This is a genomic window from Phycisphaeraceae bacterium, from assembly GCA_020851465.1.
Taxonomy (GTDB): Bacteria; Planctomycetota; Phycisphaerae; order Phycisphaerales; family Phycisphaeraceae; genus JADZCR01.
In genome coordinates this window covers 33,481-58,002 of sequence record JADZCR010000017.1, presented here as the reverse complement: position 1 = coordinate 58,002, position 24,522 = coordinate 33,481, and the positions used below count along the sequence as shown (strand labels likewise).

Annotated in this window: 24 protein-coding genes; 15 read left to right on the top strand and 9 right to left on the bottom strand. The window is 54.9% G+C overall.

The window, feature by feature from the left end:
* Positions 1 to 67: 67 nt before the first annotated feature.
* Positions 68 to 460 carry a response regulator gene (locus IT444_12920; protein MCC7193670.1) on the bottom strand — a complete coding sequence of 131 codons (393 nt, stop codon included), beginning with the start codon at positions 458 to 460 and terminating at the stop codon, positions 68 to 70.
* A gap of 231 nt (positions 461 to 691) precedes the next feature.
* Here IT444_12920 and IT444_12915 point away from each other — a divergent pair, with 231 nt between their 5' ends.
* The 4 genes from IT444_12915 to IT444_12900 all read left to right on the top strand — a co-directional run bounded on the left by IT444_12915 (position 692) and on the right by IT444_12900 (position 5,162).
* Positions 692 to 2,020: an HD-GYP domain-containing protein gene (locus IT444_12915; GenBank protein ID MCC7193669.1), complete on the top strand. Its 1,329-nt coding sequence runs from the start codon at positions 692 to 694 to the stop codon at positions 2,018 to 2,020.
* 242 nt (positions 2,021 to 2,262) lie between these two features.
* A complete protein-coding gene (locus IT444_12910) occupies positions 2,263 to 3,771 on the top strand; it encodes a hypothetical protein (GenBank protein ID MCC7193668.1) in 1,509 nt (502 codons plus the stop codon).
* Between the two features lie 102 nt (positions 3,772 to 3,873).
* Positions 3,874 to 4,431: a hypothetical protein gene (locus IT444_12905; protein ID MCC7193667.1), complete on the top strand. Its 558-nt coding sequence runs from the start codon at positions 3,874 to 3,876 to the stop codon at positions 4,429 to 4,431.
* Between the two features lie 221 nt (positions 4,432 to 4,652).
* Positions 4,653 to 5,162 (top strand): hypothetical protein, encoded by a 510-nt coding sequence (locus IT444_12900; GenBank protein MCC7193666.1) that lies wholly within the window; start codon positions 4,653 to 4,655, stop codon positions 5,160 to 5,162.
* Position 5,163: 1 nt separating this feature from the next.
* Here the strand turns inward: IT444_12900 and ruvX are convergent, their stop codons facing one another.
* Positions 5,164 to 5,607 (bottom strand): Holliday junction resolvase RuvX, encoded by a 444-nt coding sequence (gene ruvX / locus IT444_12895; protein MCC7193665.1) that lies wholly within the window; start codon positions 5,605 to 5,607, stop codon positions 5,164 to 5,166.
* 123 nt (positions 5,608 to 5,730) lie between these two features.
* Here ruvX and IT444_12890 point away from each other — a divergent pair, with 123 nt between their 5' ends.
* The 7 genes from IT444_12890 (at position 5,731) to lexA (ending at position 14,549) form a co-directional block, all read left to right on the top strand.
* Positions 5,731 to 8,136, top strand: a complete 2,406-nt coding sequence (locus tag IT444_12890; protein ID MCC7193664.1) for a hypothetical protein — start codon at positions 5,731 to 5,733, stop codon at positions 8,134 to 8,136.
* 61 nt (positions 8,137 to 8,197) lie between these two features.
* Positions 8,198 to 9,061, top strand: coding sequence for an RNA methyltransferase (locus IT444_12885; GenBank protein MCC7193663.1), 864 nt, complete (start codon positions 8,198 to 8,200; stop codon positions 9,059 to 9,061).
* A gap of 68 nt (positions 9,062 to 9,129) precedes the next feature.
* The gene (locus tag IT444_12880) at positions 9,130 to 9,612 is read left to right on the top strand and encodes a hypothetical protein (GenBank protein MCC7193662.1); all 483 of its coding nucleotides are present in this window, start codon (positions 9,130 to 9,132) and stop codon (positions 9,610 to 9,612) included.
* 254 nt (positions 9,613 to 9,866) lie between these two features.
* Complete coding sequence (locus IT444_12875; GenBank protein ID MCC7193661.1) at positions 9,867 to 11,234, top strand: glycosyltransferase; 1,368 nt, start codon at positions 9,867 to 9,869, stop codon at positions 11,232 to 11,234.
* Between the two features lie 130 nt (positions 11,235 to 11,364).
* Positions 11,365 to 11,895: a Rieske (2Fe-2S) protein gene (locus IT444_12870; GenBank protein MCC7193660.1), complete on the top strand. Its 531-nt coding sequence runs from the start codon at positions 11,365 to 11,367 to the stop codon at positions 11,893 to 11,895.
* Positions 11,896 to 12,032: 137 nt separating this feature from the next.
* On the top strand, positions 12,033 to 12,860 hold the full coding sequence (locus IT444_12865) for a Spy/CpxP family protein refolding chaperone (protein ID MCC7193659.1): 828 nt from the start codon (positions 12,033 to 12,035) through the stop codon (positions 12,858 to 12,860).
* Between the two features lie 1,056 nt (positions 12,861 to 13,916).
* Positions 13,917 to 14,549 (top strand): transcriptional repressor LexA, encoded by a 633-nt coding sequence (gene lexA / locus IT444_12860; GenBank protein MCC7193658.1) that lies wholly within the window; start codon positions 13,917 to 13,919, stop codon positions 14,547 to 14,549.
* 276 nt (positions 14,550 to 14,825) lie between these two features.
* Here lexA and IT444_12855 read toward each other — a convergent pair whose 3' ends face one another.
* The 7 genes from IT444_12855 to IT444_12825 all read right to left on the bottom strand — a co-directional run bounded on the left by IT444_12855 (position 14,826) and on the right by IT444_12825 (position 20,314).
* Complete coding sequence (locus tag IT444_12855) at positions 14,826 to 15,239, bottom strand: DUF1634 domain-containing protein (GenBank protein ID MCC7193657.1); 414 nt, start codon at positions 15,237 to 15,239, stop codon at positions 14,826 to 14,828.
* Positions 15,240 to 15,242: 3 nt separating this feature from the next.
* Positions 15,243 to 16,082 carry a sulfite exporter TauE/SafE family protein gene (locus IT444_12850; protein ID MCC7193656.1) on the bottom strand — a complete coding sequence of 280 codons (840 nt, stop codon included), beginning with the start codon at positions 16,080 to 16,082 and terminating at the stop codon, positions 15,243 to 15,245.
* A gap of 95 nt (positions 16,083 to 16,177) precedes the next feature.
* The gene (locus IT444_12845) at positions 16,178 to 17,026 is read right to left on the bottom strand and encodes a hypothetical protein (GenBank protein ID MCC7193655.1); all 849 of its coding nucleotides are present in this window, start codon (positions 17,024 to 17,026) and stop codon (positions 16,178 to 16,180) included.
* On the bottom strand, positions 17,023 to 17,958 hold the full coding sequence (locus IT444_12840) for a hypothetical protein (protein MCC7193654.1): 936 nt from the start codon (positions 17,956 to 17,958) through the stop codon (positions 17,023 to 17,025). Before IT444_12840 ends, IT444_12845 begins: the two co-directional genes overlap by 4 nt.
* A 148-nt stretch (positions 17,959 to 18,106) precedes the next feature.
* Positions 18,107 to 18,547: a DUF420 domain-containing protein gene (locus IT444_12835; protein MCC7193653.1), complete on the bottom strand. Its 441-nt coding sequence runs from the start codon at positions 18,545 to 18,547 to the stop codon at positions 18,107 to 18,109.
* 55 nt (positions 18,548 to 18,602) lie between these two features.
* Complete coding sequence (locus tag IT444_12830) at positions 18,603 to 19,439, bottom strand: SCO family protein (GenBank protein ID MCC7193652.1); 837 nt, start codon at positions 19,437 to 19,439, stop codon at positions 18,603 to 18,605.
* On the bottom strand, positions 19,436 to 20,314 hold the full coding sequence (locus IT444_12825; protein ID MCC7193651.1) for an ABC transporter permease: 879 nt from the start codon (positions 20,312 to 20,314) through the stop codon (positions 19,436 to 19,438). Before IT444_12825 ends, IT444_12830 begins: the two co-directional genes overlap by 4 nt.
* A 167-nt stretch (positions 20,315 to 20,481) precedes the next feature.
* Between IT444_12825 and IT444_12820 the strand changes: the two genes are divergently transcribed.
* From IT444_12820 to IT444_12805, 4 genes are all read left to right on the top strand, one after another.
* Positions 20,482 to 21,111 carry an ATP-dependent Clp protease proteolytic subunit gene (locus IT444_12820; GenBank protein MCC7193650.1) on the top strand — a complete coding sequence of 210 codons (630 nt, stop codon included), beginning with the start codon at positions 20,482 to 20,484 and terminating at the stop codon, positions 21,109 to 21,111.
* 7 nt (positions 21,112 to 21,118) lie between these two features.
* Positions 21,119 to 21,739 carry a hypothetical protein gene (locus tag IT444_12815; GenBank protein ID MCC7193649.1) on the top strand — a complete coding sequence of 207 codons (621 nt, stop codon included), beginning with the start codon at positions 21,119 to 21,121 and terminating at the stop codon, positions 21,737 to 21,739.
* Between the two features lie 71 nt (positions 21,740 to 21,810).
* Positions 21,811 to 23,391, top strand: coding sequence for a hypothetical protein (locus IT444_12810; protein MCC7193648.1), 1,581 nt, complete (start codon positions 21,811 to 21,813; stop codon positions 23,389 to 23,391).
* A gap of 136 nt (positions 23,392 to 23,527) precedes the next feature.
* On the top strand, positions 23,528 to 24,436 hold the full coding sequence (locus tag IT444_12805) for a class I SAM-dependent methyltransferase (GenBank protein ID MCC7193647.1): 909 nt from the start codon (positions 23,528 to 23,530) through the stop codon (positions 24,434 to 24,436).
* Positions 24,437 to 24,522 lie beyond the last annotated feature (86 nt).

The window sequence follows — 24,522 nt, the reverse complement described above, 5'->3', positions numbered from 1 at the left end:
ATTGCTATTTCATTTTGCGGCAAATGACTGGAATACCCGCATGGCGGGAGAGCGCGATCACGCTGTACTACGCAGCGCTGCTCTGTGCAGTCCCACCCAATGCTTCACGAACAGCCTTGACCACCTGATCGGGATCAAACGGCTTGGTGATGCAGCGGTTCGCACCCACCTCGCGAGCCTGTGAAAGATCGGTATTGGAACCGCGTGCAGTAATGAACCAGATCTGCCCTCGGTAGTCGCCCCATGCGGCGCGTACCTCTCTGCAAGCGGAGTAGCCGTCAGTGTCTGGCATCATCACATCCATGAGCACCAGCGCCGGCTTGCGCTCAATGGCAAGCCTTATCGCATCCATGCCGGTGTAGGCGGAAATCACTTCCACACCCAGACCTTTGACGAGAAACTGCAACGTCAGGTTGATGTGCGGCTGTTCGTCCGCGATGAGCACCAGAGGCTTAGACACTTGGCACTTCCAGATTCGTTTGATTGAAACCGATTAGAAACATCGGCCACGCAGGGGAGCCACTTAATGACGTGTGCAATACCTCGACAAGGTCTGAGAACCGACAGTCAGCCCGATATACCAGCGGGAAAATTGATATTTCTAAGGTTCCAACTGCTTTCTTCAGATCACCAACATAATCGCCGATAGCCATACAGGAACGTGTTGTTCCATGATGGGAAGTTTGCGCGCATGTCGCATGACCTTTCAGCCAGGTCGCCTGCCGGGACCGCATCGCCTCTGATCGGCGACCCGGAGTACACGGGTCGTCTCGTTTCAGGCGGCTCACCTGACACGCGCGAGCTTGTCTCGACTGTCGAGCGACTGACCGAACAGGTCAACAGTCTCGAAACTCAGCAGCTCAATTTCATCCAGGCGGATATCCAGCATCTGCGCGAACTGGCAGTGCTCAATCGTGCAGCAGACGCGCTGGGACAGCGCCGTAACTTCGCCCAGGTCATGCTGGAAACCGCAAGCGAGGCGCTGGCGATCATGCAGGGCACCAGCGCGTGGATCATCGAGCCGGACGCCAGCGGAAAAATCCGTGCGATCCAGACCGCTCACGGCCCGCTGACCGACCCCAGCAAGCTCCCACTCGAAGCGCGTGATCTGTACGACCGCGTCGTACAGGAAAAACCCAACGATCCCCTGATCCTTCCGCATTACGATCCCGAAGCCTGCGACAAACTCTTCGTCGCGCAAAAAGTCGCCACCGGCAAGCACCTCATGAGCGTCGCGATCATTTACGCGCCGCCCGAAACCGTCACCGACAGCCACCACATCCGGTTGCTTCAGAGCCTGCTCCAGCAGGCTGCCATCGCGTGCGAAAACGCCAGGCTGTTTGAAACACTCAGCGGCATGATCGTTGATGTGGTGATCGCCATGGCATTGGCGATCGAATCACGAGACCCCTACACGGGCGGCCACGTGATGCGTGTCACCGCATACTCGCTTCTGCTGGCCAACGCTGCCGGCCTGAGCGACTCCGACAAATCCATCCTTCGCCTCGGCGGACTTCTGCATGACATCGGCAAGGTCGCGGTACCCGATGCCATTCTCCGAAAGCCTGACAAACTGAACGACGCCGAGTTTGAAATCATGAAAGCCCATGCGTCTGTCGGCCACCAGATCATTTCTGAAATTCCGCAACTGATGTGGGTCGGATCGGTCGTCCGTTCTCATCACGAGCGGTGGGACGGGGCAGGATATCCCGATGGTCTTTCGGGTGAACGCATCCCGCTGGTCGCCCGTGTCGCCGCTATCGCCGACATGTTTGATGCGATGACTTCCGATCGTCCTTATCGCAAGGGCATGGCATTTGACGTGGCGCAAAAAGAAATTGCCCGATGCGCCGGCACGCAGTTCGACGGTAACCTCACACGCTATTTTGTTGATCTGGCCCCGGAAACCTTCGCGCTGGCGAACCTTCACATGCGGAAATGGCGTGAATCTGGAAATCGTCTCGGCACGCTTGGCATCATTGATATGCTCGATCTGAACCTGCCCCGTATTTCATCCTGATTCGCACGGTTTCGCTGGTGGATGGAACGGACACCGGTAAAACGCCATCGAGCGAATCGCACCGTACCGCCGACGACGTAAACACGTCTCGCAGTTCTATATTTCACCAACAATCATCGAACTCGCCGTAATGGCCGTGGTAATCCACCATCCTGAATCCTTTCGGATTTCTTGACGCGACCCGCATATTTGATAGCCTCGGTTGTACGAGAATCTGCGCCTTTTCCTCTGAGGAGTATGCCATGGATCAAGGGATTTCCAATCGGGCAGTGTTTACGTGGCCGACTTTGACCGCCGCGGTTCTTGCCGGCGTACTTCTGGCGATGAGTCCAATACGCGCCTCAGCACAGACGACGGGTTACACGGGCGTCGTCGTCGATGACAAAGTTGCTATCCGCGCTGGAGCGGGTGCCAGCTTCTATGTTGTCGGCGAAGCTACTCGGGGACAACAGGTGCAAGTCATCGAGGTTGTCGAAGGCTACGTGAAGATCGTGCCGCCAGCTGGTGTTTATAGTTTGATTTCCAAGGCTTTTGTCGATGCCAAGGGTGACGGCAAGTCAGGTGTGGTCAACAGCGATGCCACCGATGCCAAGTCCAACGCGGTTTTCGCTGCTCCTTTGAACAACGAAAACGCCTACCGCCGCCAAGTTAATCTCCAGAAAGGCGACACGGTTGAAATCGTTGGGGAAGAAGGCAGCAACTACAAAATCGTGCCGCCAAAGGGCGCGTTTGTTTATCTGCCGCCAGCCTCAGTGCGCCGCGAAAAATCAGGAGCCGCTCCCGCTCAAGTAATCCCTGCTGAAACAAGTACCGGATCATCTCCCGAGCCTGTAAGCGCACCAGCTTCCACAGCAACCGAAGCAAAGACCACTGAGCCGGTGGTCAGCACGCCGACGGCGGAGCCAGTCGCGAAGGTTGAATCCCCTGCGACGAATCCTGCGGACACAACGACCGGGACTCAACTTGAGCCCGCCAAACCGGAGGCGGCAGCGCCTGTCACTGAACCCCAGCCGGCACCGAAGCCCGCACCCCAGCCCGCACCGGTCGTTCTGGAGCCACCTAAGCCCAAGCCTTGGACGCCTGAGGCATCCGATCTGACCACCGCTGAAGCCCGCCTCGCCGAAGCCGGGAAACAACCCATTAAGGATCAGCCCATCAAGGATCTTTTAACGAACTATCGATCGTTATCGAATAACGCAGCTTTGTCGCCGAGTGATCACCGGATCGTGAACTTCCGCATCTCACAGCTAGAGCGGAACCTTGCCATTCAGGACAGCCTCCGTGAAATAGAATCGGCACGTAAGGAAGGCACCACGGAGATTAAAATCGATGAGCCTAAGCCGCGCGGTCCCGGAGTATTCAACCCGGCTGACTATGATGCAGTCGGTCAACTGCTGGCCAGCGGCGTGTATGACGGCGAGACAGGTCCACGGCTTTACCGCCTCGTCGAGCCAAGCAACATGCGGACGATTGCCTACGTTCAGGGCGGCAGAAAACTCGATCCCGCACAGACATTGGGCAAAATCGTCGGTATCAAAGGGCCGCAACGATACGATCCCGCCCTCAGGCTCCGAGTGATTACGGTTGAGCGTGTGGATGTTCTCGAGGCAGAGACCGAAGTACGCTCGGTCGTATCATCTGATGAGCAGACACCAGCCGCCTCAACGCCGACATCCGCCACGCCCAAGGATGACGGCGTTTACACCGAGGTAACTCCAACGACCAATACTGCGGATGAGCCAATGAAATAAAGTCATCCACAGTTCCGACTGTGATGGCTGATCGGCATTTTATTTTTTATCCACGTGCGTCCAGCGATCGGCACAACCGCCTCTACCAAGAGGGAGACCACCATGCCACACACCAGCCGCGTCTTACTTATCATCGCCGCTCTTCTGGCTCTAACCCTTGACGGCTGTTGTGCGGCGAAGATGAATTCCAGAGGCTCACTTTCAGCGACAAGTTTTCAAATGACTCGCCGCGTCGGAACACCACCACAGTCGGCAGGCGCACCAACTGTAAACGCTGGTGACAGCCTCCGAGCTGACGGTAATCAAAAACTGGTGGCAGATCTCAACTCCGGCCTGGCAACTTTCACTGATGCAGATGGCCGGTCATACGTGACACACATCGATCCCACCAAGCTTCAGGAACTGAAAGGGATTGTGACTTCACGCACATGGGAAGTCGGTGAACGCACTGCAGATAAAAATGTGACCGAGCCGACTTGGTACAGCCTGACCGTTTACAACGGCGACAAGCCCGCAAGCGGTCGCGCTTCATGGGTGCGGCCGGAATCAAAAGAAACCAAGCACCCTCTGCCCCCCGCCATTACTACTCTTGAAGAAACCTTCGAGAGGGTATCGCGTATTGCGCATCCTTTGAGCGAAAACGTAGATCTGCTTAATTAATTCCGTTTGCAGCGACAACATTTACCGTACTTAGCCAAAGCGATAAAACCTTTGTTACCTCCGGGTAATACCATGAGACGAATCGTCCCATGCCGTTTATCCCATTTCTCTTACCATTGAACTGAATTTCCAGACCTTTGCCGATTAAGCCCCGCCGTCGGCATGCCGATGCGTTTTCCAGCCGCACAACGCGGTCTGATTTACACGCAAAGGGGCTACGCGTGCCAGAGAATTCTCAAACCGTCCGTATCGGGCAAATCCTCATCGAACAGGGTGTTCTCAGTGAGCAACAGGTGTTCGAGATCGTCGAGGCCCAGAAGGTGCGCGGTCTGCCCTTCGGTGTGCTGGCGGAGGAGATGTTTGACACCACGATCGAGTCAATAGAGCGCGCGTGGATCGAGCAATATTTTCGATTCACCGGCACACTCGATCTGCGTGAGGTCGAGGTGGATGCTGAAGCCTTGAAACTCATCAATCGACGTCAAGCCTGGCAGTTTGAAATCCTGCCGGTCCGCTACGAGCCTTCCGGCGAATTGCTCATGGCGGCATCGCGTGCCCGCCTGGCGCGTGCGGTGACATTCGTCGCCAACCGGTTCACTCCTGTCGTGTATTTCCGTGTTGCGGAATCCGATCAACTGCGTCAGTTTCTCAAGAAGCACTACCCGATGCCGGAAGTCACGAGTGAGATCATTCGACGGGCGCGAGAGATGGTTGACCGGCCGACAGCGTGACTCACTTGGGATCGGTTGGGTTTGTTGGGTTGGATTTTTCCCGTAGCTCCAGAAAATCCCTCAGGATCGCCGCCGCCGCCAGTGCGTCCCGCAGTTCTTTTTTTCGTCCGCGAGTCAGCTTCTTTCCAGCCATTTGCTCATCTGCAGCGAAAGTGGTCAGCCGCTCATCCATCAGCCGTACAGGGATGCCGTGCCGCTGTTCGATGAACCCCTTAAGCCCCTTGACTCGCTGAGCGGCCGATCCCTCGCTGCCATCCATGTTGAGCGGCAACCCCAAGACAATTTCATCTATGACATGCTCCGCAATCGCCAAGGCGATCTGCCGCATCCGCTCGCTGTCGCTGGTTGTGACGATGACACCGATCGGCGAGACAATACCTGTCGTATCGCTGCCGACCGCCATACCGGTACGTTTTTCGCCATGATCGATCGCCAGATATCGCATGATCATTTTCTCTTGCGGAAGGAAGCCTTAAACGGCGCGGAAAGTTTATTCTGTTTCGACTGGATACGGTATGTTGCGATTGCCAAAGGTTAGGATAAACCCGCACTGATTGGTGGAGGATTTATGTCACAGTCCTTCGAAGACCATTTTTCTCAACGCATCAGGGAAGTCCGCGCCCTGCCGCTGTGGGCGCAGGTTTCCATGCCGCCGTCCCATAGCATCAATTGGGAGAAAGCCCAGCCGGATGATGATGAAGTTGAACTCACGCCAGCTCTGGAGGTTTGCAAACCTGAAGGAGTTGATGATGACGGCCCCGCAGCCATCGGCGTGCGCGATCTGGTTTCCTGTCTTCAGCAATGTTTTGATCTGACGGTAACCGATCCACAGATTCGATTCGCGGATACCACTTCCACAAGCACCAGCCGATTCAGCCAGCCTTCGGTACGCTTCGAACTTGACCTCAAAAGTGCGAAACGCGATGCGCACCCGGCTGAGGCAGGTTTTGTCCTCGACGCTTCCCGTGAAGGTATCGTCGTCTCCTCAGGTAGTCAGACCGGCCTGCTGCGCGGATCTCTTTACCTCTCAAACCTCTGGCGGCTCCGTGGCGCGCCGTTCACTCCGCGTGGAAAGTTCGACATTCGACCTCGCTTTTCAGTCCGTCTCTCCGCGGATTTACCCGGCGGCTTTTCCACCAGTCCCGCATGGATCGATGGTCGCGAAAACGACACGAATTTCCTTGAATTATCGCGGTATGGCGTCAACGCACTGCCGATCATGACCCACCTGACTGACTATCTGCGGCCTCAGGATGCCCCGGCTCCGTACGCGAGCCTTGCGCATCCTGAAGCACAGGCGCGACGGGATCGACTGGCAAAATTATGTCGGCAGGGTGCGAAATACGGTGTGCAGTTTTTTCTCATGGGTTACAACCCCAAGCTTGCGCTCAATGCTGCGGTTTTCGACCCGGCATGCGGAGGTCGCGCGGAGGCCCGCGGCGCAGCGCAATTCAACCGTACATTCCGAGTGCTCTGCTGGAACGATCCCCCCACCGGTGAATTTCTCGCCAACGCCTGGGCCGGGCTTTGCCGCGACATTCCTGAACTCGGCGGAGTGATGGCGATCAATGGCGGCGAAGGCTTTTACCATTGCCACATGCGCTCGGATGAGATACCCGACTGTCCACGGTGTAACTCCGCTAACTCTCACGAATCCGCAGCTCACCTGCTCAATCTGACCGCACGTGCCATCCGTAAAGCCAACCCCCACGCCCGGCTCATCGGTTGGCCGTATAGCGCCTCCTCACTTTGGAGTAATCAGCGCGATCAGCGATCGATGATCGAACTGCTCGATCCCGATGCTGTCTGGTTTCAGACCGAGATCGAGAAAGACCAATTCGTCCTCAAACCAGCGGGCTATTACAAGTACCTCTGGGACTACTCGATGGATGACGTACCCGTAAGCGATCGTGCTAAATCGCAAAGGGAAATCTGTAAAAAACGCGGGATAGGGTTTGGTCTGAAAACCGAAACCAACGTGACTTGGGAGACAACCGGCCTTCCATTTTTACCACTCTTTGAGCGGCAGGCGCGACAGTGGAAAGATGCGATGTCGCTGAATCCTGCGTTCATGCACACGCAATGGCTCAGCGGCGGTTCAACCTGGGGCTCGCCCAGTGAGGAAATCGGTTACTGGGCACAATGGGGCAAGGGAACCAAATACGCTGAGCCAATCGTCGCACTTCAGGGAATCTGCCGACGTGAGTACGGCCCGGCTGGGCCATCGGTCATCCGCGCGTCGATCATGTTCGGCCGTGCATTCAGCCATCATCCCGGCCTTGCGTATTACAAAGGGGCGAACTTCATCGGAACAGGAAGCCCGCTGCCATTGGATCCAAATGATCTGAGCGATCTCGATCGTGCGTTTTTTGGCATCTACTACTGGATGTGTGAAGGAGAACTGCACGAAGACTCACGCAGCCTGGTCGAACCGCAGCCGCTTTTTTTCGTGCAGCCGTACTACACGGCTGTTGTGAAGGAAGGTCAACTCACCGGGATGGATGTAGCGGTGGAGGAGTTCCGTAATCTCGTCAAGCTCTGGAAACCCGGTGTCTCGCTGCTGCGACAGGCGTATCGCAAAACTCGCCCGCCACACAAAGAAAACGTCGGCCGACTCGCCGATCTGGCGGAACATCTGGAATATGTCTGGACCTCGGCAGGTAATGTCGAGGAGTGGCTGCGCTTGCGCAATGAGGTCATCGCGGACGGTTCCCGCCCCACATCTCGCTACGGTTTACGGGAAGTCAATAAAAGCCGGATCGCACGAATGGAAGAACTGATGCGAGTAGAAACTCGAATCGCGCGAAAAGACCTTGCTCTCGTAAAGAAGTACGCCGAATGGGATATCAGTTGGCGTCTTGATATGTGCGCAAAATCGCTCGCAGAGATCACGGCTGCGAAAATTGAACAGGTTAAGAGCCTGCTGGATGGAAATACCTGGGAGGCGTGGAAAGCACAGCGATTTGTGTGGTGAAGTCTCCACTAACGCGGCGTGAGAAACCATACATGTTTGAATCAATCGTTACGATGTTTACATGCCGACCCGAGATCCGCTGACGAGCCTCGATAACCCGCGCGTGAAGGCAGTGGTACGGCTGCGCGAACATCGCCAGCGGAAGAAAACCGGACTCTTCATCGCGGAAGGCGAACGAGAAATATCACGGGCATTGGCGGCGGGGCTGCAACCACACGAAATTTATCTGGCTTCCGCGATCGCATCATCCCAAGTCACATCCCTGGCACAGCAAGCGGTAACACATGGTGCAAATCTTTGGAACATCACGGAACCGCTCCTGCGCAAGATGGCCTACTGCGAAAATCCCGAACCGATCCTTGCTGTTTTCAAACAACCAGCATGGAAGCTCAGTGACTTTCCTAATCTGCGGTCTGATGAGCGTTCTTTAAGACTTGGTGCTTCACGCCGCCTCCTGTGGCTCGTGGCGGTCGGCGTGGAAAAGCCGGGCAATCTGGGCGCGATGGCACGCAGTGCTGAGGCTGCCGGCTGTGCAGGGCTGCTCGTTGCTGATGGCGTGGTGGATTCTTTCAATCCCAACGCCATCCGCTCCTCTACAGGGGCTGTCTTTTCACTGCCTGTCGTCGGCGGAACCAGTAACGAGGTGATCAAAGCATTGCGTAGAGAAAAAGTAAAAATTTTCGCTGCAGCGGTCGGCGCCAAACTGCCTTACACACAGGCTGATCTCACTGACCGGGTAGCACTGGTCATCGGAGCGGAAGACCGAGGGTTACCCAAGAGCTGGATCGATGCGGCAGCCCCTTCCGGCGGCGACACTATCGGCGTGCCGATGCAAAGCTCGATCGTGGACTCACTCAATGCATCCGTCACCGCGGGGATCCTGCTTTTCGAGGCCTTGCGGCAAAGGTCGTCAAAAAGTGATTAGCTGTTCCGTATCCATCCATTCACGATATAATTGTCCACTATTCAGATAACACGGCAGGTTTCCACGTCATGATTTGCGATGAATGTCAGGCTCTGTACGAAGAAGTCGGCGACCGCGCTCGCGAACCCAAAGTCTTTGACAAGGTTCGGCGAAACGATTCTTACCTCTCCTGTCGAGTTAAGAGGCTCGAAATCGAAGCCTGCTATCGTGTCACCGTTGCCGAAAATCATGATTTGGTCTGGGTCGGCCTATACACCCCCGACCGCTGGCTGAGTGAATCGATTGAAGCGGACCTTCTCAACCGTGGTGATAAGGTCGAGGAACTGCTTGAAGAGGAGCTATACGATCAAGGCTTTGAGGCCCGCCTGCCGGTCGAACATTTCCGCGATGAGGAAAAGAACTTTGTTTTCCGCTCACCCGTTTTTCTTCATAAGGGTGAAAAACTCGACAGCGAGCCGATGGCCAACCGCGTAACCAAGGTTCTGCTGGGCTACGAAGCCCTTTTCCGCCAGCTCGGAAACATGGTTCCGCACCAACAGCGTACGAAGTGAAGGGTTACCTCGAAAGAAAATTGATAAATCTTTCCTTCGTCCTTGTTCAATGGTGAACATCATCTTCTTTGTTTCGTAATATTGACCCTTACTGCGCTGCGCCGATATCATGCGACAAGAGAAGTGATGTAACGAAGCCAGAGTTGCAAATCAGGGGGCTGCGTAAGACGGAACGGAGAAAGGCACGACGCGCGGACGTCGATTGCGCGGTCAGGCTTTAGAGTTTTTAGAGTTCCGCCGAAGGTGAGCGGGTCATGCGCGTCTTTATGCTCGGCTGGGAGTTTCCGCCCTTTATCAGCGGCGGGCTGGGTACAGCCTGTTACGGCTTGACCAAAGCTCTCAGCAGGCAGCAAGTGGAAGTTATTTTTGTCCTGCCCAAGCCGATCGGCTCCGACTATGCCATGCATGTGCGGCTGCTTTCACCTCAGGCAATCCATGCCGCGACGGGTGATCGCTCTCCGGGTAGTGTCGCCAGCACGTACCGCCTCGACTATCCCCCAGTGGATAACCCTTTTATCAACGTCACCTTCAAGGCGGTCCCTTCTCGACTGGGCAGCCCCTATCAATCTGCGGGGGGAAAACTGCATGGGCAGTCCATCATCAGCGACGATGAAAATCAACCGCTGGGTATCCTCGAAGGGCCGGGTTCTTTTCACGCACCGGGTGCAGGTATCGCCTACGAGGGTGACCTGCTCACGGAAGCTCAGCGATACGCACATCTTTGCGTAGCTCTGGCGCATGGTGAGGATTTCGATGTCATCCACGCCCATGACTGGATGACTTTCCCCGCTGGTCTGGCTGTAGCCGCCTATTCAGGTAAGCCTCTGGTTGTCCATGTTCACTCAACTGAATACGACCGTTCTGGGGACCACATGCACCAGCAGGTATATGAGATCGAACGGCGAGGGATGCGTGCGGCGACGCGCGTTATCGCGGTCAGTCACATGACCAAGAAAATCATTGAGCATCGCTACGGAATTGATGCCGACAAAATTCGTGTGATCTACAACGGTATTGAGAATGGCCCTCCCGCTGAACCGGATGCACACTCGCGGACAAATATCAAACGCGGTGACAAAATCGTTCTTTTCCTGGGTCGAATCACCATGCAGAAGGGGCCGGAGTATTTTGTCAATGCCGCCAAAAAAGTGCTGGAGAAGTACGACAAGGTGAAATTTGTGATGGCGGGCACCGGTGACAAAATCCGCGACATCATTGAACTCGCCGCAGCTCAGGGTATCGGCCACAAGGTACTCTTCACCGGATTCCTCCGAGGTCGTGATGTCGAGAAGATCTTTAAGATGGCAGACGTTTACGTCATGCCCAGCGTCAGTGAACCATTCGGCATCGCGCCGCTCGAAGCGATCAGCCATGATGTACCTGTGATTATCTCCAAGACCAGCGGCGTTTCTGAAGTACTCACCCACGCATTGAAGGTAGATTTCTGGGACACGCATGAAATCGCCAATAAGATCCTCGCTGTACTACGCCACCCGCCGCTCTCCAGCACCCTGCGCGAACACGCGGATATGGAGGTCCGCCGCCTGACATGGGAAGGTGCTGCGGAAAAATGTGTCGGTGTTTACGAGCAAGCCATTCATGCAATGCCCGGCATAGGATGACGGATGTATCAACGGGCGTGTTTGAATCTTTCCTGGCTGATAATCACGCTAAGCCCCCCTGCTCAGCATTGATCCCGCTGTCGCCTGTTACGGAGTTCCATGGAATCCTGATTTTTTCATGAGGCCCTTTATGCCACTGACTCGCCGCGAGTTTACCGCTCTGTCCAGTGTTGCGGTCGCATTGACTGTTCTCGGCTGCGACAGCCACGCGGATCCTGTTACATCAACAGGTGCTGAAACCACGTCTTCCGCTGATGCCAACAAAAAGAAAATCAAACTCGCCACTGAACCCTTCACTATCGGCAGCAAGAGCGATTACAAACAGGCTGTCGTATCTTTGAAATATCACGACGATAAAGGGGTCTTCATCATCAGCGATGGCAAAACGCTTGTCGCCTTGAGTGCAATGTGTCCACACCGTAACTGTGCGACGAATTATGAAGAAGAAAAAAAGCAGTTCGTCTGCCCCTGCCACGGCAGCATTTTTGATGGGGAAGGCAACCGTATTGAAGGCAAGGCTGACCGCCCCCTTGAGCGTTGTGCCGTCAAGCTGATTACGAATGCTCACGGCGAAGAGGAAATCGAGGTCGATCCCCAACATCGTTTTCGCAAAGACAAGAATGAATGGGGCAATGACGGCGCATCACTACCTCTGAGCTGACTTTATAAACTTCCAAGCAACTGGATTTCTCTGCGCGGACTGACATGCAGTGGAGTTGCCTGACCCCCGGCTGCTATGCTGTTGTCAACATAGGTGAGCGTTAGATTTACCTTTATAAAATTTTTTTGGAGCTTGTCATGAAACGATTGATCCCGATTGCGGTTGCCGTCCTGTTTGCTTTGCCGCTGACCGGAGCTGTTTTCGCCAAGGAAGGCGCAAAATCAACAACCACAAAGACAAAAGCGGTTGAAGAAAAACCGACCACGAAACCCGACGGCAAGACCACCCGTAAGAACATCAAAAATTATGGCGGCTACGCGCAGATCGCAGCTGACATGACTCCAGAACAGTTAGCAAAGCTTGAATCGCTGATTGATGAGAAGAAGGCCGCAATAGCTGAGTTTGACACCAAGCATGCCTCGCGCAAAACGGAGATCGAGAAATCCATCGCGGAAACAACCGATAAGGCGGAACGCGCCGCCAAGCAGAAAGAGCTGAGTATTCTGAAGCAACAGCGGGCCAGCCTCGACAAGGACTATAAGGATAAAATCGAGGCGATCCTGACACCTGAGCAGAAGGCCAAGTGGGCTGGCTTGGGTATTTATTCGGGAATGACCCGAACTTTTAATGCTGCCAAACTCACCGATGCACAAAAGGATGAGATCAAAAAGAAGTGCTTGGAAGCCGGTGCCCAGTTCAATGCAGCTGACGCCAAGCAACAGGAAGAGATTAAAAAAGGTATCCGAGCATCGATCGAATCTGATGTGCTGACCGCTGAACAGCGCGAATTACTGAAAAAAGAAGCAGAAATTGCGGCCGCGAAACGCGCAGCGGCACATGCCGCACCAAAGACAGCCAAGACTGAAATCAAACAGGAAGTCGTACAAACTAAAAAAGAAGCTAAGGCTGCAGAGAAAGCTGCAGAGAAAGCCGCCAAAAACAGCGAAAAAGAAAAGTCAGAGTAGTTAGCCGAAAAGAGTTCGCAAACACACGGCTGGGCTGTCAAAAGCCCAGCCTTTTTTGTGCGCCTTAAACGTACAAATCAACAACCACATCAAAACTTTGACTCAAATCTTCGCCCGATAAAACCGTACCGTTCAATTCGTGTTTCCCACTGGTTTTCCCCATAAATCATGCGAAACAAAGATATTTCATCATTTCTCTTGACGTTTGGTGTTTTGTAGCCTACCTTTTACCAAACAAATACTGCTTAAGTTTTCAAGTGAAGCCATGGTGAACGTCGAATCAAGAGCGGACACACGGATGCCATCCCCAAGATGTTGGGGCATGGCCAACCGCAGCCCCCAATGGAGACGACAAGACCATGGCCATCCCACTTGTCATGATCGGACCTGGCGGAGACTTCGTAACTCGCTTCGATGTGAAGGGGCACGACCTGCTCCGCAGCGTTGGACAGTCCATGGAGCAGCAATCGGATACCGAAACTGCGGGTTCATTTGCGGGGTACAGCCGGATGCCCAGACGCAAGCCACGGGAGGGTTCATCCGATTCTCGGACGTTGCAAGCCGACAACCGCGTCTCGGTGACGCGCGGTGCGGACGTCTTCGAGCACAACTCCGTAAAGTCCTCTACCGCTCCCGGCATTTACCAACCAAATGTACGGTCAGCCCACCAGCAGGCAGCATGTGTTACCAGCCGAGAAGCTTTAGCGTCAGTTCTGGCTTCGATCGAGGCCTGGCTTGCCGCTCAGCAGCGTTCGCTCCGCGAATTTTCGCGGCTACTGACTTCTCCGTCGAAATCTTCAACCGAAAAATCAACTCAGCCACACCAGACTCATCGTGCTGCCGCACCCATGACGCTCTCGAGCTTCCAGCCGATTCCTTTCCGGCGAGTCACGATGGATTCGGCCGATCGAAGCAGTCGGCCGCGACATGCTTCTCTCCACGAAGTAGCTGCCTCGTCATCCCCAGCCGCGGTACAACTAGCCCGCGTAGCGGCCCCGACTGGTTTGCAGTACTCAGCCGCACGACAAACATCCGTCGAACATTGGGAGATCGAACATGAACCTCACACCCAAACAGCTCCACATCCTCACTCGGATCCGCGATCTGCGTATAGCTCGCGGCTATTCACCGACTATGCAGGAGTTGGCGGACGAATTGAAGGTCAGCAAGGTCACCATCTTCGAGCACGTCGAAGCACTGATCAAAAAAGGCGCGCTCTCGCGGAAGCCCAACAAAGCTCGCTCTTTGGAGCTTAATCCTGAGATTGAGCTTCCTCACGAGGAACGCCATACCCGTCTGCCGCTGGTTGGCTCCATCGCCGCAGGACATCCGATCGAAGCCATTGAAGATCGCCAGACGCTCGACCTCGAATCTCTCTTCGCTCCACCAACCAGAACTTCACTGGAGTTCGGAGCCTCCAGCAGCACTTACGTCCTCAAGGTCCGTGGTGACTCAATGATCGACGAGCAAATCCGTGACGGTGACTACGTCATCATTCAACGCACCAACGCAGCGCGAAACGGCCAAACTGTTGTCGCCCTGCTGGAAAACGGCGAGGCAACACTGAAAAAGTTCTACAAAGAAAGCGGCCGTATTCGTCTTCAACCCGCCAACGACAAATACGAGCCGATCATCGTAGATGACTGCCAAATTCAAGGGATCGTCATTGGTGTGGTGAGAACCTACTGAGCAGGTTGGAAAGCTCCTCCACCCTTTCAAATAATTTCAGAGAAAGCCTGAGTGAGGGGTTCTGGGATGTTGATTGCCGGGATGTGTCTGGACTGGATCTCTATCTCCTGACTCCGGAACCTCGCCGTGGCTGACGCCTGCTGCCCGGCGCGGTTCTTTTTTGCGATGCGCTGCTATTGAATCGAAAACCCTATAGGAATATGCAGAAGTCGAACTCGAAACCTGTGTGCCTGCTTCTGCAATTCGGCGCAACTTAATGACTCGGTACGGAAAGACTCATCCCGCTTTACCCGCGATCAAAGCAACCAACAGTAACCCCAGAACAGCAGCCGTCAACAACGTGTAAACGACATCGCTTTCCCAAGCAAACGCAATGATTGACACGATCACGCGTAGAATCGGCGTCGCCACCATGACCAGCACGCCTAACATCACTAAACCCATCCCACCACCGTGAATCGCGTCCCTCCAGACTGCCGTTGCTGTATGCGGAAAAGCTCTATGCTGCATCAAAGCCGCAAGCCCTGATTCGGATCCATAACGAGAATCGCGCGTGAAGCATAATACGGACCCCAGCACGATCAGTGTCACGCTGGTAAGCATGCCGACGCGCAGGATCGCACTGATCAGCCCATCCAATCTGAGCTGCTCCCTGCTCAAACCTTTGTGCATTTCTTCCGGGTCGACCATCTCTCAAACCAGCCCCTTGTAAAACATGCGTATTGCGACCGCGATTAACACCGCGACGAAGCCCATTTTGACGTAGGCGTTTTTAACCTTCGGCAGCATGCGCGAGCCAGTCACAGCACCCAGTAACACACCCGCTCCGACCGGCGCGGCAATCAGCGGCACGATCTGGCCACGCGAGAAATAGACAGCAGCGCTCGCGGCAGCGGTCACACCCATCATGAAATTACTGGTAGCTGTCGAGACTTTGATGGGAACCCGCATCCCCAGATGCATCGCGGGTACTTTCAGGATGCCCCCGCCGACACCCAGCAGCCCGCTGATGATGCCAGCCGTCATACTGACCGCTAAACCAAACCATACACGAATGACGCGGTAATTGACATGTTCATTTAGCGACTGGTCAAAGTACTGCCCGTGCAGTCTCAGCCGGCCAGCCAACCGATCTTCCTGCTCTGGAGATTGAACTTTTGAGCGCAGGCGATCAATGAACATTGCAAAAGCCGCATAGCCGAGAATACAGCCAAAAAGAACAAGGAGAAATCGATCCGAAACAATCCCGCCGAGATAAGCGCCGCCTAGTGCCCCCGCCACTGTCGCCACTTCCAGCACCATTGCCAGTCGAAGATTGGTCAGGTGTTGGCGGACATATGACGCTGCCGCCCCATTGGACGTTGCGATCACACCGATAAACGACGCAGCGACCGCATACTTCATATCGACGCCCAGGAGTTGTGTCAGCGCGGGCACGACGATGATCCCGCCTCCAATACCAAGCATCGATCCGAGCAACCCCGCAGCCACGGAAATGGAAAAAGAGGCAAGGGTGAACTCGATTGCACTCATGTGGCCATGGTAGGACAACTGCGACTTGTTAGCGAAAACATGGCCAACGTGTCGGAAGCGACAATGTCTGTCGTATCGCGACACAGTCCTTGGATTTACCGACCCGCCCGCCGCTTGACCTCTGCCAGTGCCTGTGGTGTGGAGATAAGCTCCGCACGTCGCCACAACCAGTCAGCCAGGGGTTTTTGATTTTGTCGTTGCGCAGCAATCGCGAGTAAGGCGTGAAGCACGCCGCAAGGCGGACCGGGAAGCATCTCAATCATGGCGATTTTTCGCTCAAGATCCTGCAGCGCATACCCATCATGGCCGCAGGCTACTTCATAGCGGATTTGTAAAGCCATTCGCTGTAAATCTTCGATGTGGCTCAGCGGCAGCGTGGACAGTCCTGCCAAAGCTGTGTAGGCACCGCCCAGGTCTCCACATTCGAGATTGGCTTCGGTAAGCATCAGGAGCAGGTTGGTGCGAATGTTAACCGCAGGCTCCAGTCGCTCGAAAAGTAATGCCTGTGAGATTGCAGCCGATTCAGCAAACCGCTGCTGCCGGTGACGAAGGATGGCCAGACGGTGATAGAGCAGCAGCCGTACCGACCGCTGAAGCGGATGACGAGGCAGAGCCAATGCAATCGCACTCTCGGCTGCTGCGGGGTCACGTTCAATCCAACTCGTGATCTGAGGCAACTGACGAAAAACTTTACCACTGATTACACTCAGCCCGATCCATACCACGGCACCGACAATCAGGACAATGTTCGAAAAATGAGCGGGTAAAAAAAGCATCGCCAGCAATACGGCAACGAATATCACAACACGGATCGCCCTGTCCACCGCTAATTCGCGGCGAAATCTTGGTATCGCAAAAGTCGCGCATGCGACACTCGGCTTCACAACCCCTGAAGCGACCGGCGAGGGATAAGTCAGCGACGGATTGACCATCGGTTCACTCATCCTGCTGCTCCCGTGGCATCCATTCCCTGTAATGATGCGTCCTGATGTTGCGCGGCGAGCCTCTGGGCTGCGAGATGCAGATCACTGAATCGCTCGATTAACCGTTCTACGGGGACCAGCAGCGTTGCACGCGACCACCACTGCAACGCATGACCGCGCCAGTTTTCGGGCGGAGATTCTGTTTCACCAAGTCGAACATACGCCAATGCCATCAATGCGTGACCATACCCCGCATCAATGCCAAGGGGGCGCAGCTCATCTAACAATTCGCCGGCTCCTTCAACTGCATCCGCATCGTGATGAGTACGAGATTGCTGAATAAGGTTTGCCAACCGGTAGGAACCGCCGATAGGTGTACCACGGTAAGGTTCAACCGCACTGCGTAACCGACGCAATGAGGAGTCGGCATCCGTCAGTCGTTCCGCTCCAAGCTCGGCCATGGTGCGATGGACACGCAGTTGAACGGATACCGGGTGATCATCCGGCAAACGCTTGATGAGGTGATCGTAAGCCACGATAGCAGCGTCATGAGCACCCAGAGATTCAAGGTTATGCGCTATCGCGGCAACCGTACGGCCATGAAGCTCCGGATTGACAACTAATCTTGGAAGTAACCGCCATGCTCGGCGCAGAGCGTCCTCACGACGACGCCACATCGTCATTTCCTGTATCTGCGCTGCTTCGGACTCGAGCGATCTTGCTAACCGGGCTCGCACCCCCATCACAACCAGTAATGCCCCCAGGAGACACCAGGAGAGTATGAACGTCGCGGCTGATTGCGCACGGAGCATCAGAAACACGATCAGCGCCAACCCAAACGTCGGCAGTAATAGTGAAACCTTCGATGGTCCGCGCGGCGGATACCGATCCAGATGCGCTTGTACCTGCGCAGCGCTGGGTGGTGAAAAAGGTTTTGATTGATTCGCGGGCATGAGACGGGCGATTATAGAAGCGAGGAACAGCAGAAGGGATGAAACACGTCTTGTTTTTATGCTGCGGCAAGCCGCAGTGGTAAGAAGCACAATGAGTAGGGGTAATCAAATAAATTAAAGCAGCACATCACTGAACGGCCAACCTCTGTTACTTTTGATTAAAAAACGTCAGTACCACGAATATCAACACCCCCGTGATCGAGACGTACAGCCAGATCGGGTATGCCCACCGGGCGAGGCGGCGATGCTTTCGATCTTCACGGCGCAGACCGAGTCGTATCAACCACACGGCGAAAACCGGTACGGTCGTCGCCAGCATGATGTGCGAAAACAGCATGAGGTAATAAGCCAGCTTGATGGCGCCTTCAGCATTGAACTTTGTGTGTGTGCCGCCGTGGACCGTCGCACGCCATACGTAGTGAATCACGTACGACACAAGAAACGCACATGAACAGATACACGCGGCAAGCATCATCCGTTTATGCTCGTCGATTCGACCTCGCTTGATCAGCCATACACCACGAACCAAAAGCACGATGGCGATGGCATTGAGTGAGGCGTTTACTGCGGGAAGGAATGAAAGATCCAAGGATAATGACCTTGTATTGGATACCGCTCGATCATCGTAGCTGTGCGGATCAGAACTATTTCGGTTGCGTTGCCGGCTGAGTGGATGGCTGCGTTTCCGCAACGGGTGGAACCTCCGCCAGTACTTTGTCGATGTCCTTTTTCAATTGATCGAGCACGTTCGCATCAAAGGCATCGTAGTAACCGCGAATTCGTCCCTGCTGATCCACCAAAGCAAAGCGTGAGCTATGGGTGATCGGCATCTGGAGATTTTCCGTGTCTTCTCCAACCGGCAGCTTGAAGCCTTCTTTTGTCAACTTCCACAGATCCTGCCGTGAACCGGTCAGGAAAATCCACTGACGGCGATCAGCTTTGTAAGAGTCAGCGTAATCACGCAGCACGTCCGGCGTATCGTTGGTCGGATCGACCGTAAAACTTACCAGTCGGATCTCCTTCCAGCGTGGCAGGGTGCTGAGTTGTGTCTGTAAATTTGATAGTTCCTGCGTCATCCGAGGGCAAGTACCGGCACAACGTGTAAAAATGAAATCCGCCACCCAGACTTTGCCGGCCAACTCTGTGCTTGCATAGACGCCACCTGCGCGCTCAACCAGACGAAACGCGGGGACAACCCCCAGGACAGGCGGATCATCAGCACCTGGCTCACTGAGTGTCCCACCGTGCAGATACGTATCTTTTTTATCAGTTGATGCGGAACCGACACCCGTGCTGCCGTTATCACGGGGGCGATTGATAACCATAATCGTGATGAGCAGTGTGATGAGCAGCGATGCCGACGCCACGAGGCCAATGAAAATCCAGATCGGCACTCTACGCGCAGGAGATTGCGCCGTCGGCGGCGACGTGGCTGGATGCGGGGTGGAGCGAGGCGAATCAGGGCGCGGAGTCTGCGTCATGCTGAGCCGTCCTTTCGCCGCCGACTGACCAGCCAACTTGCCAGCAAGATAGTCATGACAGTCAACACCACCGTCAGCATTGCTGCGAGTGGAAATCCGATGGACAGGCCTGAGTGGTCCCGCCCGCCGCTGAGTGCTTCGGCAAAAGCAGCCTGGCCATAGGTCATTGGGTTACACCACATCAATGTTTTAAGCCACAGGGGTGTATGTCCGGTCATGGGGAAAACCGCGCCGGAAAGAAACCACATCGGCATCAGAAAGATCATCATCACCGCGTGGAACCCAGCCGTCGAATCCATCGGCCAAGCCACACACAGCCCCATCGCAGTCAACCCCAGGGCCACGACAAACATGACCACCAGCGATATTGCCAGCCACGCTGCACTGAAACCTGATCCAACAAAAGGCCAGATAGCCAAGAAAATAATGCCCTGAATCGTAGCAATGCTGGCACCGCCCAGCACTTTGCCCAGTACGATTGAAAGTCGTGGAATCGGCGCGACCAACACACCTTGAAGAAAACCTTCGCGGCGGTCCTCAACTACTGAAACCGTCGAAAAAACTGCGGTATTGAGCAGCATAAGCATGACCACCCCTGGAAAGAAATACTGGAGGTAGCCGATGCTCTGAGTAGCTGAGGATGGAGTTCCAGCCGATGGCGCTGGACTCATTGAGAAGGAATTATTAAGCCCCGAACCGAGAAATAACCAGAAAATCAGAGGTGTGACCGCAGCACTGACCACTCGGTTTCGTTGTCGAAAGAAGCGGACCATCTCACGGCGCCAGAGCGTCGCACTGGCGAGCCAGAGATTACCGGACCGGGCGGCGGGCGCGGAGGCGGCGGGATCGAGCGATTGAAGAGCAACGTGAGTCATACAGGATGAGTCATGGTAGGACTACGGCCGGTCTTGGGCCAGTGGCCTAGGCTCTCCCGATCAGTCGATGACGCTCCAGATCGCCGCCCGCATGTCACGCTGCTACAATCCGTCCGTTCATGCCGTGCGGCCGATGATGCCGCCGTTATCAAAAGCAAGGATGGCTTATGACTTTGATCCCGATGGTGATTGAGAAGACCGGCCGAGGCGAGCGGGCGTATGACATTTACTCCCGACTGCTGAAGGATCGCGTGATTTTCCTTGGTGGACCTGTAACCGATGAATCCGCCAACCTGATCATCGCACAACTCCTCTTCCTCTCCAATGAGGACGCCAAGGCGGATATTCACTTTTATATCAACTCGCCCGGCGGATCGGTCAGTGCGGGACTGGGTGTGTATGACACGATGCAGTTCATCCGACCTGACGTGGCAACGTACTGCATCGGTGTCGCAGCTTCGATGGGATCAACCCTGTTGATGGCTGGCGCAAAGGGTAAACGGCACATGCTGCCCAACGGGCGGGTGCTCCTGCATCAACCGCTCATCGGGGGTGTAATGGAGGGACCGGCGACCGATCTTGGAATCCAGGCAAAGGAAATGATCCGCACACGAGAGCGGCTCTACAAGATTTCCGCGCATCACACCGGCAAGTCTTACGATCAGATCGCCAAGGACTTTGAACGCGATAAGTGGCTCGACGCGGAAGAAGCTGTTGAATACGGCTGTGCGGATATGGTTCTTCAGCACATTCCAGAGAGTATGTCCTCGTCGCATCAGAAAGATGATGAGGAATAAGCAAAAGATGCGCTTGAGCAATTTATTGCTGCTGATCCTCGGAATCGCTTGCCTGGCGGCATCCGCCTGTCACAGCGGCCCACGAAATTATCTCAACGAGAACGACGACCTCCGGCGTCAAAATCTGGAACTACGCCAGAAAGTTGATGACCTGGAAAAGCAAATTGAGCTTCGACTGGCACAGATTGATACGCTCAACGCCAGCCGCACTTCGGCGACCCAGCCTGAGCTTAAGGACGCAGAGGTTCCTCACGCTGTAAAACTGGAATTCGGCCGCTATACCGGCACCATCGACACCAACGGCGACGGCACCGACGATACGCTGCGGATTTATCTCAAAACACTCGATCAGCAAGGCCGTTTCCTGCCCGCAGCAGGCCAGGCTGTGGTGCAACTGGTCGCCATCGCGCCGGGGGCGACACCGACCTTGATTGCCGAAAAGACTTTCGATCCGCGCGAGTTCGATGCAGCTTACCGGAGCGGCATGACGGGAACGCACTACACGATCGAGGTGCCACTACCCGCAAAACCATCTGTGGGACAAGCTACCGCCAAGCTCACTTTCACGGATGCTGCGACCCATGCGACACTGAGCGCGGAAACTTCGGTGAAGCTGCGGGTTCAGTGACCCACCCAACCGATACACATGGAATGCTGGCCGCCACGTCACGCTGCCGGTGACTCTCGACGGAATCAGGATTGCGTCAATCAACCCGTCTCATCCTCAACACGGCCATCACCTACGGCCGCATGGTGCTCACCGTTGGTATCGGTCTGGTCATTACCCGGTTGGCATTTCATGTGCTGGGACCTGAAGACTTCGGACTCTTAACCCTGCTGGGCGCCACCGGCTCGTTTCTGCTGGTCATCACCGGCAGCCTCAACAGCAGCGCACAACGCCATCTGGCGTATGAGATCGGTCGAAATAATCCCGAGCGTGTCCGCGTCGTCTTCAACACCAGTCTCATTCTCTTTGCCGGCCTGAGTGTGCTCGTCGCACTGATCGGCGGCATCCTCGGACCCTGGATCATCACGTGGCTGAAGATCCCCCACGGCCGCGAACGTGAATCGCTCTGGGTTTACGAGTTTGCCGTCGCCGGCCTGTCACTCTCCTTTGCCGGGACACCGTTTCGCGGTCTATTCATCGCCCATCAGGAGATGTTGCTCTCGGCTGTCTTCGACATTCTCGATGTGCTGCTCAAACTCACAGCCGTGATCCTGCTGATTCTCCTGTCTTCATCGGGTGACAAGCTCGTGCTCTACGCCGGGCTGTTATTCGCCGCTTTGGCGGTGACGCAGACCGTCTCAATGCTGTTGTGCCTGAAGCGATTTCCCGAAAGTCGGCCTAAGCTCCGACTGTTCGACCGTAGTGAACTGCGGCCGCTGGCGCAACTCGCCGGCTGGTCCTTTCTTGGGTCGGTTGCTTATCAGATCGCCATGCAGAGCTCGGACATTATCCTCAATCTCTTTTTCTTTCCGCTTTATGGAACGGTGGTAAATGCTGCCTACGCGGTGGCAATGCAGATCAGTTCCTATCAAGCAAGCCTTGGCGGGGTTATTTCACGAACGGCGGCTCCGGCACTGGTCGGCGTCGAAGCTCGGGGTGACCGCGCGAACGTCCGTCTCCTCACGATCAGCACCGGCAAATGGGCTGCACTGATTACTCTTTTTTATCTCGTGCCGCTTCAGTTTGAAGCGGAATACCTACTCCGAGTCTGGCTCGGTAAAAGAAATGACTTCGCATCCCTCTATGCCTTCGCCCCGATTTTCGTACGCCTGGTTTTGCTCTGGATGTGGATCAGCGTTTATGGCACAGGGTTCAATCTCGCCTCCTTCGCGATCAACCGTGTCGGCGTGTACACCATCGTGATGTGCGGGCTTCTCTTCGGCTCACTGGGTGTCGCATTGCTTGTGCTCTGGCTGGGTGCTCCGCCCTGGGCTTTGCCGGCTGTGACTGTAGGCGGTGGCGTGATCATTCTTATTTTTCAGGCAGCTTATATCGGGCGACTCATCAACCTGCCGTTTTTTGAGTGGTTTCGCCGTGCTGTTCTGCCGGTCGCGATGGTCAGTGCAATGGGTGTCGCCATTGCGATGCTGATTCACTTTCAGATGCGCGAGGGGTTTCTTCGCCTGCTTGCCGTTGGTTTCGCCTCCGCTGTAATCATGGCCGGCATGATCTGGCTGACGGGAATGGATCCTGCGGAAAAACAACTGATCCATCGGCTTACAAGCGCAGCGTGGAATCGGTTGCGGACACGACAGATTCCCAAACCGGGCTGAGCCTGAAAACTCATATCATGATTGATTCAACCACAAAATATTTCCGATTCCATGTGTATGCCCATACTCCGTTCGACCGCATGACCAGCAGCGAGCTTTCCAATTTTCTGACACCCTCTCGGATCGGAATCATCGCATGGAGATAGTCAGTTGCCCCGGTTGCGATGCTCACGATTTCGTTACGATCGGCAGGCCTTCCGGTGAAGTCCCTGTGCAGTTAGGCGGACGAAGATTTGTTCAGCCCAAATTTTCAATGCGGTGCTGTCGGAATTGCGGTCTTTATTACAAGTCCCACGCACTGGATTGGCCGGAACTGGAAACCTATTACGCGCTGACGGATGCTGCCAAGTGGGAGATCCCCGGCCTGTATCCAACCGAGCGTGCTACCCTGCGCCTTCTCTCCAGATTAAAACCTCAAAGCTCGATTTTGGACTACGGTTGCAGTACCGGCCGACTGCTTGATCGACTAACAGGTCAGCGGCGATTTGGAGTTGAGATCAATGATTCCGCAGCACGTATTGCTGCACAAAAAGGCATCACCATTCTGAATGATGAAGATTTGGCGCGCGGGGAATATCGTTTCGATGCCATCGTCCTCGCTGATGTGTTTGAGCATCTGCCCCGCCCGACCCAGACACTCGAAAAACTTTTCGGGTTGCTGAATCCGAACGGCATGCTTGTGCTCTCAACAGGAAACGCTGATGCGCCAGCCTGCCAGCGCGACCCCGCTCACTTCTGGTATCTAAGTAACATTGAACATCTGATCATGATCAGTCGCGGTTATGCAGAGTTTCTTGCCGGGAAGCTCGGTGCTCGACTCGCGTCCTGGGAGTTGCTGCCTCATTACGACTGGTCCTTTCATGAAAAAATCAGGATGGAGATTCAAGATTTCGCCTACTGGTCTTATCACGATCCCAAACGTGCTAAATGGGTGTGGCTGGTAAACCTGATCCCCGTGTTAAGACGCGCCAAAAAATGGCCGATTCCTCCCGCCTACCCGTGCTCAAATGATCACGTAGTCGCAGCTTGGATTAAAGGGCAATAGGTACTTATAACGGTTTTATAAATGACAATTATCTTCCCTAATCTTCCCAACAGTTATCCATATTCCTTTACGAATATTTGAAAACT